The organism is Paraburkholderia sp. UYCP14C (assembly GCF_004197395.1).
Lineage (GTDB): Bacteria > Pseudomonadota > Gammaproteobacteria > Burkholderiales > Burkholderiaceae > Paraburkholderia.
The window spans coordinates 1-12,294 of sequence record NZ_SELS01000013.1 but is presented as its reverse complement, the minus strand read 5'-3'; the positions used below and the strand labels follow the sequence as shown (position 1 = coordinate 12,294).

Here is a 12,294-nt window from a genome sequence, read left to right as displayed (position 1 = left end):
ACAGACGTATTGCGCGGTCGCCGCCACCGCATGTGGCGGCACAAACACCCTCATTTAAGTCAAATGGATCGGTGGGGACACGATGAAAAGCAGATGCCAATTTGGACTACCGGCCGCCATAGCGGGGCTCGTATTGAGCGCGGCGGCGATGCTCGCGGCGATGGGCGAAGAAGCGACGACGCAGGCGCCCCCCGACAAGCGCTTCTCGGGCACCAGCGTCGCGCATGCGAACGCGGTCGTCTTCGCCATCGATCGCGGACGAAACAGCATGACGCTGCTCGAAGACAACGGCGAACCCGTGGACGTGGTGGTCGACCCGAGTATCGGCGACGTCGGCAAACTGCGGCTGGGCGACACCGTCGCCGTCACATTCAACCGCGCGCTATTGCTGCGGGCCGACAAGTCCAACTCGAGCGGCATTCGCGAGCGCGTCGACAAAGGATTCACGACTGGCGCATCGCTCGGCGAGTCCCTCACCATGCACCGGGTCGAGGCAGTGGTCACCGTCGTGCAGATCGATCGCGGCAAACGTCAGCTGACGTTGCGCGGGCCGACACGCACCGTGGTGCTGCAGGCGTCGTCAGACGGACTGCTCGACGGGCTCGAAGCAGGCGACAGCGTGCGGGTCGACTACGTCGAGGCGACCGCGGTTCAGATCACACGACACGGCGCGCCGGTGCGCTGAGCCCGTCTCGCGATTCCAGCGGGAGGAACGATCATGGCACTCAGATTCGTCGGTAACGACCGGCTGTTCTCAACGTTTTCCTGATGCTACTTCGCCTGCTGGGCAACCGTCGCCGTTAGGCCGACTGCGGCGCTCAGCCTCGGCCGACAGCGCTCCGCTAGTGGAACTGCTCGCGCCGGTCCATCGATCCAGCGGGCGCCGTGCGGTCCAGTCCGCACCCATCCCGACGTTCGGCACACGGGCAGTGCCCGCCGAATTCGAAATCCCGTCGTTACCCGCTTCGACATCAGCATTTCACCCGGCACGGGTCGGACAATTCCGACACTTGCGACCGCAGATCGGACGGGCATTCCAGCGAGGACCGATTGTTGCCGAGCCATCCAAAGCCCATTCTTAAAGCGTGACAGGAGCACACGTCTTCGGGCACTCAGCGGGCAAAGGCGACATTCAGCAGGCCGATCCGATGAAGCCCACTGCCGCGGCAATGTTCGGGAGCGAGACATGAACCAGCATCAGGAAGCGCAATGCATGAACCTCGCGTCCATGCGCGACTTGCCGCTCGGAGCCCACCTCGCCTCGAAGCGCCACGGTTATACGCATCACGGCATTTATGTTGGGCGTGGCCGGGTGATTCATTACGCGGGCCTTTCACGTGGATGCTGCGGCGGTCCCATCGAAGCGATCCCGCTCGAGCATTTTTCGGCAGGCTTCGGGATCGAGATCGTTCGGCACCCGGACTCGCCCTACACGGGAGCCGAAGTAGCGCACCGCGCGGCGTCGCGCCTCGGCGAGCGCAACTACAGGCTGCTCACCAACAACTGTGAGCATCTGTGCCAGTGGTGCGTATGCGGGAATGGAAAAAGCGCGCAGGTGCAGGCCTGCATTCGCAATCCTGCCCGCGCCGTGACGGTACTCATCACATTGTTGGTTTGCAAGCTGGTCCGTGACTGGAGGTCTGCTTCATTGCTCAGGACATCCGACTGCCTAATTGCAGCGTTGAACTACTAAACCCGGACGCCTCAAATCGCCAGCACCGCAACGCACGCGCTGCTCCCGCTCCAAAGTGCGTGGCCATCCGAAGCACCCAGCGACTGCGGGACTGACCTGCATCAAGTCCAGACCATAGTCCGCGCGGAAAATCCCCTCTGCAGGGACGCGATCGACACGCATGGCGCTGCCGCCCCGTCCTCCATCAGAAGGTTCCGATGAACCCCGGCCGTCCGCTGGTTCCGCCGTCGCTGATGGCGCTGCGTCGATGAAACCACGATCCGCGTGTCGCGGTGCTCGGCCGATGGCTGCATCTGTCGCGCCTGATTTGCCGCGCTTTTCGCTATTTTCACGAGCCAGGCCTGGAACATGGCATTCAGCTTCTATCAGGCGCTGCGCACGATACCGTCCGACGAAGATCGCCAGCCCGACGAAAAGCAGCCATTCGATCAGAGTCGAAACGTCGCCTTACAGCGCCCGACGGCTCCAGCAACGAGTATGCGGATTCCTGCCGTTGCTCAAGCCACAGAGACGATATCGGCCCCCGCGAGTTCGAGCTCGCGATGAATCCGCTCGATCTGCTCCCGGTCGCACAGGCGGGTGCCCTCTGTGAGCAACGACGCCGAAGCGGCCGCCACCGCATAGCGCAAGGTTTCGTCAAACTTCATGCCGCGATTGAGTGACCAAACCATTGCCGCCAGGAAGCTGTCTCCCGCGCCGATCGAACTAGACACCGGTACGGCGAATCCAGGCACGCGCAGCGCGCGATCGGCGGTGACGACGAGCGCCCCCTGGTCGCCGAGCGTCAGTGCGACGATCGCCGCGCCGCCGTCACGCACGATCTTGCGTGCCGCGTCGAGACGCTGCGCGTCGTCGTCGAGCTCGTGGCCTGCCAATGTGCAAAGCTCCGAGAGACTCGGCTTGACCAGAAAAACTCCAGCCGCGAGCGCCGCGGCAAGCGGCGCGCCGGAGGTATCGAGCACGACGCGGGTGTCGTGTTGCCGGACAATCGTTGCGACGCGAGCGTAGATGTCGTCAGGCACACCCGGCGGCACGCTGCCGCTCAGCACGAGATAGCGCGGCGCGACGGCGAGGCCGCCGATGTGCCGCAGGCATGCCTGCCATTCCGTCTCGGCGAGCAGGGGCCCCGGCAACACGAAGCGGAACTCGCGGCCAGACGAGGTCTCCCGAACGGAGAAGTTTTCACGGGTCTCGCCGGCGATGCCGATACGGGTGGCGTGCAACCCTTCCGCTTCGATCATCGCGCTCAGGGTCAGGCCGGGCACGCCGCCCGCCATATAGAGCGCCTCGCAGTCGGCACCTAGCCGATGCACCACGCGCGCGACGTTGATCCCACCGCCGCCAGGGTCTCGCCGCGCCGTACTGCAGCGTAGCTTGCGCGTGTCGACGATTCTATCGACCGAAGTCGCAACGTCGACCGCTGGGTTCAGTGTCAAAGTGAGGATCTCGGCCATGTGGCATCTCCGGTCGCGCTAGAGCGCCTGCAAGCAGTTCAGCCAGTCGCCGCGCTCGACGCCACGCGAACTTCCGCGCTGGCCACTACACGCTTGACGGCGATGAAGCTGTCCGGGCTCACCGACATCGAATCGATCGCACAGTCGACGAGAAACGCCGCGAATTCCGGATGATCGCTCGGCGCCTGACCGCACAGACCCACCTTCGCGCCTGCACGATGAGCGTCGTCGATCACGCGATGAATCATCCATTCGACGGCATCGTCCTGCTCGTCGAACAGTGGCGCCAGTTCCGCCGAGTCCCGATCGACGCCGAGCGTCAATTGCGTGAGATCGTTGCTACCGATCGAAAAGCCGTCGAAACGCTGCGCGAATTGGCGCGCAAGAATCACGTTCGACGGGATCTCGCACATCACGTACACCTGCAGTCCGTCTTGCCCGCGCCGCAGGCCATTCTGCGCCATCACTTCGAAGACCTGATCGGCTTCGCAAACCGTGCGGCAGAACGGAATCATCACCACGACGTTGCGCAGGCCCATTTCTTCGCGCAGCCGCCGGATCGCCCGGCATTCCAGTGCAAAGCCTTCGCGATAGCGCGGTGAGTAGTACCGCGAAGCGCCGCGGAACCCCAGCATCGGATTTTCCTCGTGCGGCTCGAATGCCTGTCCGCCGATCAGATGCGCGTATTCGTTGGTCTTGAAGTCGCTCATGCGGATAATCGCAGGCCGCGGGTACTGCACGGCGGCGATGCGTCCAAGTCCGCGCGCAAGTCGGTCCACGAAATACTCCGCTTTGTCCGCGTACCCCGCCGTCAGTTCCTCGATGCGCTGCTTCGCGGACGCGTCCGCGAGCTCATTGAATCGCACGAGCGCCATCGGATGAATCTTGATGTCGTTGCTCACGACGAACTCCATGCGCACGAGACCCACGCCATCGGCCGGCAAGCGCCACCAGCGGAACGCAGCCGCTGGATTCGCCAGATTGAGCATCACGTGCGTGCGCGTTTGCGGGATCGAACGGAAATCGATCTCTTCGACGTCGAACGCGGCCGTGCCTTCGTACACGAAACCCTCGTCGCCTTCGGCGCACGACACAGTCACCTCCTGTTCGTCGTGCAGCAGATGCGTGGCGTTGCCCGTGCCGACGATCGCGGGCAGCCCCAGCTCGCGGCTCACGATGGCCGCGTGCGAAGTGCGTCCGCCGTGGTCCGTGATGATCGCGGCTGCGCGGCGCATCACCGGCACCCAGTCGGGATCGGTGGTGGAAGTCACGAGAACCGCGCCGTCGACGAAGCGGTGCATGTCGCTCGGATGCTCGATCACGCAGACTGGACCGGCCGCAATCGCTTCACCCACGCTGACGCCGCGCAAAAGACGGCGCCCCTTCTCGCGCAGCCGGTAGCTCCTGACTGAACTCGCTTCCCGGCGCGACTGCACGGTTTCAGGACGCGCCTGCACGATGAACATCTCACCGGTCGCGCCGTCTTTCGCCCATTCGATGTCCATCGGCTGACCGTAGTGAGCCTCGATCGCGCAGGCCGAGCGTGACAGCGACAGTATCTCGGCATCGTCAAGCACGAATGCCGCGCGTTCGGCCTTGGATGTCGGCACGTTCTTCGTCGGATGAGGGCCGCTTTTCGCGTAGACCATCTTGCGAGCCTTCTCCCCGCGCTTTTTGCCGACGATCGGCGAACACCCCGGCTCCGCCAGCAACGGCTTGAACACCTCATACTCGTCCGGGTCGACGGCCCCCTGCACGACGTTCTCGCCAAGGCCCCATGCCGCATTGATCAGCACGATCTTGTCGAACCCGGTTTCCGTGTCGATCGTAAACATCACGCCCGCGCCGCCGACATCCGAGCGCACCATCCGTTGCACGCCGATCGACAGCGCAACCTGCGTATGGTCGAAGCCCTTCGCCGTTCGATACGCGATGGCCCGGTCGGTAAATAGCGACGCGTAACAGCGCCGGCAGGCATCGAGCAGCGCCCGTTCGCCGCGCACGTTGAGGAAAGTTTCCTGCTGACCGGCGAAGCTCGCGTCGGGAAGATCTTCGGCCGTGGCACTCGAGCGGACTGCGACATCGACATCGGCGCCGCCGCCCCGTTCAGCGAGCGTCCGATATGCGGCGCAGATGGCCTGCGCGAGTTCGGGCGGCCAGTCGCCGTGCGCGATGGCTGCGCGGATCGCCTCGCCCGCTTCGGCCAGCGTGAGGCGCCCCTTTTCGAGGTCGTCGAGATACGTCGAAATGCGCTCACGCAGGCCGTTGGCGTCGATGAAGCGCCAGTAGGCCTGCGCTGTCGTCGCGAATCCGGGTGGCACCCGAACGCCCCGGCCGTCGAGTTGCGACAACAGTTCGCCGAGCGAAGCGTTCTTCCCCCCGACGCGTGCGACGTCCTCGCGCCGCAAGTCGTCGAACCAGATCACGTGCGCGAGAGCCTGATCCATGTCGTGCTCCTTTTCCCGGACTAGATGCTGATATAGCCTTGGAAGGTCCACGGCAACGGCATGTGCCCCTGCGGCGCGGATGCACCGCTTGCGATGCACGTACCCGAGAACCCCGGGGCGCCATCGGCCGAAAAGACCGGCACGAAAGCGAACTCGTCGTTGACCGTGATCAGAAAATCGCGGTTGTAGCGCGACGGTGCGAAGATCGTCACCGAGCGGAAGAACGGCGATGCCTGGAACGGGCGGTCGAGGTCGACCGCCCGTGTGTCGGACGTGCGCGCCAGATCGAACCGCGCGGGAAGCTCGTATTCGAGGCCTCCGCGCTCGACCCGCTCACCGGGCGCGAACACGAGCGTCGCGCCGGGATAAGGAAGAGCGTGTACCGGCTGAGCGGTCGGCCCTTCCGGTCCGAGAATCAGGGGCGGGTGCGCCCACATCGACAGGCACAGCGATGCCGTTTTCTGCGAAAAGTACTCTGCAAGCCAGTTCATACGATCTCTCCACTGAGACGTTGTATCGAACTCCGGCAATCGGGAGCTCTGCCATGCAGCTGCAGGTCGCATCGCTGCATTGTTCAGGCTCACTGTAGGCGGCCCGGCGCATCGCTCATTGACATGGGTCAATCGCGCACGGTGCGCGGGCGCCACGCGATGCTGCCCGGGAAAGCCTCGGAAAATCGAGCAGGACGGCCCCGGTATCACGACGATATCCGCACCAATGGCTTGGGCATGGCGAACCGGGCGCAGACACTCGAGCGCGGAGGTCCATCCGCCGGCTACCCGCGACGCGTGAGCTTCCTGACCACCTCGTAGCCGTCGGCGGCGACCTTCCATGTCGTCACGCGCTGCAGTGCTTCGAAACGGTGAATGGCGCCGGAGATCGCAGCCTCCTCCACCTCGCCGCCATAGCGGACCCGCATGACCTCGCAGTGATGCGGGAAGCCGCGATGGTCGAGGATTTCCTTGTAAAACACGACTTCGAAGCTGGGCGGATCGGCGAGCGATGCGCCGAGCGAGGGGGTGTTGATATGATGATTGCGCATGGTCCTACCGTTACGCGCCGACTCGGCGTCGCCTCTCGCATCGCAACCGGCAAGCGCTCGGCCGACACGCCGTTCAAGCTTCCTGGCCATGGCAGGGCTCCCGATTTTCATGCGGCTCGCAGCAGCGAATCGCATTTCGCGCACAGAGCGCAAGTCATATGTAAAGTGCGTCCCGATGTAAGGCAATCTAAACGTCTCACCGACGCTGCCATTGACCCATGTCAACCGGATCGAAGCCACGAACCCGTGCTTTTGAGCACCTTTACCGATGGGTTATCGGCACTACCACAGCGGTTAATTCAACGTTGCATAGCAGGCGTAAAAATTGCGGCTGAGGTCCGCTCAGCCCGGTAATAGCTGCTATAAAGTAAGTAAACTTCGCATGCTCGTGGCGGCACACTTCGAACACACGGAGATCGAATGGAACCGTACAAGCACTTGAGCCAACCCACGCACGAGCTATTCCGTCAGGTGGTCGAAGCGGCCCCCAACGCGATGGTGATGGCCGACCGGGACGGCCGGATCGTGCTGGTCAATGCGCAGGCGGAAAAGTTGTTCGGCTATCCGCGCGACGAGCTGGTCGGCCATAGCGTCGATATGCTCGTGCCCGAGCGTTTTCGTGCGGCGCATCCCGGGTATCGCCACATGTTCTACGGCAACCTCAGCAGCCGGCCGATGGGCACCGGCCGCGATCTCTTCGCGCTCAGAAAAGACGGTGCCGAAGTCCTCGTGGAGATCGGACTCAATCCGGTCACGACCGCGGAAGAAGTCTTCGTGCTCGCCGCGATCGTCGATATCACGGAACGCAAGCGCGCGGAGCAGGAGCTCATTAGACGCACCGAAGAACTCGCGCGCTCCAACCACGATCTCGAGCAATTCGCCTACGTCGCGTCGCACGATCTTCAGGAACCCTTGCGCGCCGTGGCCGGCCCTCTTCAGCTTCTGCAGCGCCGCTATCAAGGGCAACTCGATGCCCGCGCGGACGAGTTCATCGCGCATGCGGTAGATGGTGCGACGCGCATGCAGAAGCTCATCGAGGATCTGCTGGCGTACTCGCGCGTCGGCAGATCAGGGGCCGCGCAGCAGCTGACCGAATGCACGGCGGCGCTCGACCAGGCGCTCAAGAGCCTGAGCGTCGTGCTGCAGGAATCCGGCGCGCAAATCAACCGCGAAGCACTTCCCGTCGTCGTCGGCATTCCGACGCAGCTCGCCATGCTGTTCCAGAACCTCATCGGCAATGCGATCAAATTCCGGCGAGCCGATCAGCCGGTGCGGATCGACATCGGCGCCCGTCGTGAAGGCGACCAATGGATCGTGTCGGTCAAGGACAATGGAATCGGTATCGAGTCACAGTACTTCGAACGCATTTTCATGATTTTCCAGCGCCTGCATTCGCGCGTCGAATACCCTGGCACGGGAATCGGCCTCGCGCTATGCAAACGTATCGTCGAACAGCATGGCGGCCGCATCTGGGTGGAATCTTCGCCGGACGGCGGATCGACCTTTTTCTTCACGCTGAGCGCGAAACTGGATGGCCACGCCCGAACGTAATACCCACCCGAGGAGTCGCCGATGCTGTCACAGCTAACGGGTAATCCCGTTCATATCCTTCTGGTCGAAGACAGTCCCACCGACGTGTTGATGACGCGCGAGGCCTTCGAGGACTATGAAGTGCTCAACCCCTTGCACGTCGCGCAGGACGGCGCCGAAGCCATGGATTTCCTGCGCCGCAAAGGACGGCATGGCGACGCGCCACGCCCCGGCCTGATCATTCTCGATCTGAATCTGCCAAAGAAGAGCGGCCGGGAAGTCCTTGAGGAACTGAAAGCCGACCCCGATCTGATGAGCATTCCGGTCGTCGTGCTGACCACGTCGAAATCGGAGGAGGACGTCGCAAGAACGTATGGACTGCATGCGAATTGCTACGTCACCAAGCCGGTCGACTTCACGAAGTTCGTCGATGTCCTGCGCAGAATCAACGACTTCTGGTTCAGCGTCGTGACGTTGCCGCCGGGAAGAGCATGAACACGACTCAGCACTTGCGGATCCTGCTCGTCGAAGATAGTCCGACCGATGCCCTGCTGATCCGGGAGGCGCTTGCCGACGTCGATGATTTCGAGCACGACCTCGTCCATACGGAACTGCTTGGGGACGCTATTTCCCGCTGCGCGGCAAGCCGTTTCGACATCGTTCTTCTCGATCTGGGTTTGCCCGATGCACAGGGAATCTCTACGTTCAGGACCTTTCGCGAGCGAGTCCCCGAGACGCCCGTGCTCGTATTCACCGGTCTCGACGACAGATCGGTCGGCCTTCTGGCGATTCAGGATGGAGCACAGGATTATCTCGTCAAGCGCAACCTCGACCCTTTCGAATTGAGCCGCGCGATCCGCTACGCGATCGAACGCCATCGCATCGCGCATGCGCTCAAGGAAAGCGAGGAGCGGTTTGAGCTTGCCGTACGCGGCGCAAGCGCGGGCCTGTGGGACTGGAATCCGCAATCGGGAGCAATCTGGCTTTCGCCCTATTTCAAGAAAATCCTCGGCTATGAGCCAGGTGAATTTCCCGACGACTCCGGGGCCGTTCTCGCAGCCATTCATCCGGCCGACATCGAACACGTCAACGCATGCCTCGCCGCGCATCTCGATCAGATGCGGCTCTACGACGTCGAATATCGCATTCGGACAAAATCCGGCGAGTACTGCTGGGTCCATGCGCGCGGGCAGGCATTGTGGGATCAGTTCGGAAAACCCTATCGCATGCTGGGCTGGATCATCGATGTCACAGAACGCAGGCTCGCCGAGGAGGCCTTGCGAGCCTCCCGCGAGGAACTTCAGCGACTGTCGGCAGGCATCCAGCAGGCGCGCGAGGAGGAAAAGACCCGGATCGCGCGAGAATTGCACGACGATTTCGGCCAGCAGCTCGTCGCGCTGAAGATCGGGTGCGCGAGGCTCGATACGCTGGTCATGAGGAGCGATAACCCGGAAGGAGCGCTCGATCTCGCCAACGTCTACAAGCTCATCGATCAACTAGTCGTGTCCGTACGGCGCATCGCCACCGATCTGCGGCCGGCAATGCTCGACGATCTAGGCCTGATTCCAGCCCTCGAATGGCTCGTCAGCCGGTTTTCGGAGCGACATGGCGTGCGCGTCGCGCGTCGCATTGATACTGGCATCGATTTCAACGACGACGGCGCCACCGCTGTGTTCCGGATCGTTCAGGAAGCACTGACGAACGTCGCCCGGCATGCGCAAGCAACGGAAGTGGTGCTCGAAATTCTGCGCAAGGAACCGTACTGCGTCGTTCGCGTTACGGACAACGGCCGCGGCAGGGAACAGGACAAGCGGCCCGCGGCGGACTCGTTCGGCCTGCTGGGAATCCGCGAGCGTGCGTGGGCCTTGCGCGGCGACCTGCAGATCAGCACAGCGCCGGATCGGGGCTTTGCCATCACGGTTTCGTTACCGCTCGACTCCATCGAGGCGCGCATCGAGCAAACGCCCGCCAGTTCGTCGGATCCGAGGCGCTAGCCCGTTGACCGTGCCTGCCTCGGCCGCTCACGTCCTCGCGCGGCATGCGTTCGAATCGGAATCGCCGGCACACGATTTCCGACGTGCCGCGCTCTTCAGCCAACCGCGAGTAGCCATCGTGCGCAACCTGTTCTTGAGCCGAAAGTCACGTCGGCTGGCACCTGTAACGACGCCACGAAAATCTGCTTTCGCTATCGCGGCGGCTCTCGGCATGCCCGCCTCTATGACGTGCTGATGACACTCGGCGATCCGGGCGGCGCCTGTCGAATCGAAATTCGCGAGGCGCTGCCCCGCGGCGCGGAGATTCCGCCGCTCACGTCCGGACGCCTCAATGCTGTGCGCCTGATGCGCGCGCTCGACCTGGTCGGATTCGTCGAGCGAATCACTTCGCGCGACGACGCCCGTTCCGAACCGGGTCGCCTGCTTTGCGACGCTCGACTGCAGCTCCCGGGGCACCCTGCTGCCGCCAAGCTGCGCGGCAACGCCCGCTCGCTCCCGGCCGACGGGCCGCGGCGCACTGCAGCGCTACTTGCCGCGCCGCGCGCATTGCGCTCGTCCCGCCGCAATACTCGCGATAAGGTGCGCGACGGTTCGGGCACCGCGCCTGTCACATCGGCGAAAAGGCGACCGGATACTCCAGATGATCCTGCACGGCTTTCACGCCTGGCACGCGCGCGGCGCCGGCGAGGATCGCCTGACGCTCTTCCTCGGAGCGCACCACTCCCCAGCAATGAGCGACACCGTCGGTGACGATCAGGCCGTCGGCGGCTATCGACCAGCGACGTCCGTCGAGTTCCTTCATGATCGCTCCGCGGATCTCCTCGTCCGACGGCTGCGCATCGAGCTGCGCGGGCGCGCAACTCGCGAGCGCACGCACCAGATTGGCCCTGCTGATGATGCCGACCAGAGTGCCCTTGTTCAACACCGGTAGCCGTTTGATGTGCTTGCGCCCGAGCAACGCGGCGACCTCGTTGAGCGGCGCGGATTCTTCGACTGTGACAGCGGGCGCGCTCATCACGTCGCTCACCTGAATCGAACGCTCTTTCAGATACTCGACCGCGAGCTGACGCGTGGGTGCGAGGAACTCCGCGAGCCACGAGCGACGTGGTGTTTCGGTGCCGGTTTCGACCCGCCGGAGCAGATCGCCCTCGCTGACGATGCCAATCACGCTGCCGGCGGCGTCGACGACGGGCATGCCGCTGATCCTGTTGTCGGCGAGCAGCTTTGCCGCGTCAAAGACCGAGCGGTCCGGTGCGATTGAAATGACCTGGGTCGTCATGATGTCCGAGGCTTGCATGGTGATCTCCGTATCGAGTGGCGGGTTGGGGCACGACAGCACAATGTTTCACTCGCTTTGGCTTGCCGAAGTTGATCGAGATCAAGCGGCGCGCGTCAGAGCGGCGGCCTGACTGGTCTCTGGCTTACGCACGCACTGCGCGACGGGACCGACGCGCGGCAAATCCAGCAGGCGCTGCAAGCCGCAACGCGTCTGCTCGAGCTCAGCCGCTTCTATGAGGTTGCCCGCGAGCTGGGCCGCGTCGCCCGTCTCGCCAGCCGTGTCACCACGTGTTTGACTGAAGTCAAACGGCAGGCGCGCACGCGCCGGTATGTTCAAGACGATGCATCGACATGCGAGGGAACGCATCGCCCCCATCATCCAAGGAGTCGACCATGTCCGACACCCAACTGCTCACTTATGAGCCCGCACCCGGTCGAGCGCCGGCACGCGCGCGCGGGGAAGCCCCCGCGTCGATCGAGTTGCCGCTGCCCGACATGAGTTCGGGCGCACCACTCATGAAAGCGCTTTCGTTGCGTGCGAGCACGCGCGAGTTCTCCAGGGCCGATCTCTCGCCCGGCACGCTCGGCGCGCTGCTGTGGGCTGCCGGCGGTGTCAATCGACCCGCGACCGGTGGACGCACGGCGCCGTCCGCGCATGCCGTCCACGAAGTCGACCTCTACGCGGTGCTGCCCAACGGGGTCTATCGATACGACCCGGCGTCGCACCGGCTCGTGCTCAAACATGCGAGCGACGCACGCAACCTGACTGGCTATCAGGACTTCGTCGGCGAGGCACCGCTCGACCTCGTGTATGTGATCAATACGTCGCGTCTGCTGCACATGCCGTTGCAGCAAC

Annotated in this window: 10 protein-coding genes and 1 pseudogene; 6 read left to right on the top strand and 5 right to left on the bottom strand. The window is 63.6% G+C overall.

All coding sequences use genetic code 11. The annotated features are described in order from the left end of the window. Positions 1–82: 82 nt before the first annotated feature. The gene (locus EVC45_RS14230; protein WP_129958621.1) at positions 83–685 is read left to right on the top strand and encodes a hypothetical protein; all 603 of its coding nucleotides are present in this window, start codon (positions 83–85) and stop codon (positions 683–685) included. Between the two features lie 501 nt (positions 686–1,186). Further along, positions 1,187–1,693 carry a lecithin retinol acyltransferase family protein gene (locus EVC45_RS14225; protein ID WP_129958620.1) on the top strand — a complete coding sequence of 169 codons (507 nt, stop codon included), beginning with the start codon at positions 1,187–1,189 and terminating at the stop codon, positions 1,691–1,693. Positions 1,694–2,190: 497 nt separating this feature from the next. On the opposite strand, the gene EVC45_RS14220 is transcribed toward EVC45_RS14225, so the two are convergent. From EVC45_RS14220 to EVC45_RS14205, 4 genes are all read right to left on the bottom strand, one after another. Continuing rightward, positions 2,191–3,147, bottom strand: a complete 957-nt coding sequence (locus EVC45_RS14220; RefSeq protein WP_129958619.1) for a 1-phosphofructokinase family hexose kinase — start codon at positions 3,145–3,147, stop codon at positions 2,191–2,193. A gap of 38 nt (positions 3,148–3,185) precedes the next feature. Beyond that, positions 3,186–5,594, bottom strand: coding sequence for a phosphoenolpyruvate synthase (gene ppsA / locus EVC45_RS14215; protein ID WP_129958618.1), 2,409 nt, complete (start codon positions 5,592–5,594; stop codon positions 3,186–3,188). 20 nt (positions 5,595–5,614) lie between these two features. After that, positions 5,615–6,085 carry a hypothetical protein gene (locus tag EVC45_RS14210; protein ID WP_129958617.1) on the bottom strand — a complete coding sequence of 157 codons (471 nt, stop codon included), beginning with the start codon at positions 6,083–6,085 and terminating at the stop codon, positions 5,615–5,617. A 284-nt stretch (positions 6,086–6,369) separates the two neighbouring features. Next, complete coding sequence (locus EVC45_RS14205) at positions 6,370–6,636, bottom strand: hypothetical protein (protein ID WP_129958616.1); 267 nt, start codon at positions 6,634–6,636, stop codon at positions 6,370–6,372. A gap of 456 nt (positions 6,637–7,092) precedes the next feature. Between EVC45_RS14205 and EVC45_RS14200 the strand changes: the two are divergent. The 3 genes and pseudogenes from EVC45_RS14200 to EVC45_RS14190 form a co-directional block, all read left to right on the top strand. After that, a pseudogene (locus tag EVC45_RS14200) lies at positions 7,093–8,187 on the top strand (ATP-binding protein); the annotation flags it as partial. A 21-nt stretch (positions 8,188–8,208) separates the two neighbouring features. Beyond that, positions 8,209–8,661 (top strand): response regulator, encoded by a 453-nt coding sequence (locus tag EVC45_RS14195; protein ID WP_129958614.1) that lies wholly within the window; start codon positions 8,209–8,211, stop codon positions 8,659–8,661. After that, the gene (locus EVC45_RS14190; protein WP_129958613.1) at positions 8,658–10,160 is read left to right on the top strand and encodes a PAS domain-containing protein; all 1,503 of its coding nucleotides are present in this window, start codon (positions 8,658–8,660) and stop codon (positions 10,158–10,160) included. The genes EVC45_RS14195 and EVC45_RS14190 overlap by 4 nt, the downstream gene beginning before the upstream one ends. A 607-nt stretch (positions 10,161–10,767) precedes the next feature. On the opposite strand, the gene EVC45_RS14185 is transcribed toward EVC45_RS14190, so the two are convergent. Then, a complete protein-coding gene (locus EVC45_RS14185; protein WP_129958612.1) occupies positions 10,768–11,457 on the bottom strand; it encodes a CBS domain-containing protein in 690 nt (229 codons plus the stop codon). Positions 11,458–11,831: 374 nt separating this feature from the next. On the opposite strand from EVC45_RS14185, the gene EVC45_RS14180 reads away from it, so the two are divergent. Next, positions 11,832–12,294, top strand: a 463-nt coding sequence (locus EVC45_RS14180; protein WP_129958611.1) for a nitroreductase family protein, incomplete at its 3' end; no start/stop codon positions are given.

Excerpts from the sequence above, each read along its gene's own strand:
- EVC45_RS14230 (WP_129958621.1), top strand. The coding sequence starts at position 83 with ATGAAAAGCAGATGCCAATTTGGACTACCGGCCGCCATAGCGGGGCTC.
- EVC45_RS14225 (WP_129958620.1), top strand. The coding sequence starts at position 1,187 with ATGAACCAGCATCAGGAAGCGCAATGCATGAACCTCGCGTCCATGCGC.
- EVC45_RS14220 (WP_129958619.1), bottom strand. The coding sequence starts at position 3,147 with ATGGCCGAGATCCTCACTTTGACACTGAACCCAGCGGTCGACGTTGCG.
- ppsA (WP_129958618.1), bottom strand. The coding sequence starts at position 5,594 with ATGGATCAGGCTCTCGCGCACGTGATCTGGTTCGACGACTTGCGGCGC.
- EVC45_RS14210 (WP_129958617.1), bottom strand. The coding sequence starts at position 6,085 with ATGAACTGGCTTGCAGAGTACTTTTCGCAGAAAACGGCATCGCTGTGC.
- EVC45_RS14205 (WP_129958616.1), bottom strand. The coding sequence starts at position 6,636 with ATGCGCAATCATCATATCAACACCCCCTCGCTCGGCGCATCGCTCGCC.
- EVC45_RS14195 (WP_129958614.1), top strand. The coding sequence starts at position 8,209 with ATGCTGTCACAGCTAACGGGTAATCCCGTTCATATCCTTCTGGTCGAA.
- EVC45_RS14190 (WP_129958613.1), top strand. The coding sequence starts at position 8,658 with ATGAACACGACTCAGCACTTGCGGATCCTGCTCGTCGAAGATAGTCCG.
- EVC45_RS14185 (WP_129958612.1), bottom strand. The coding sequence starts at position 11,457 with ATGCAAGCCTCGGACATCATGACGACCCAGGTCATTTCAATCGCACCG.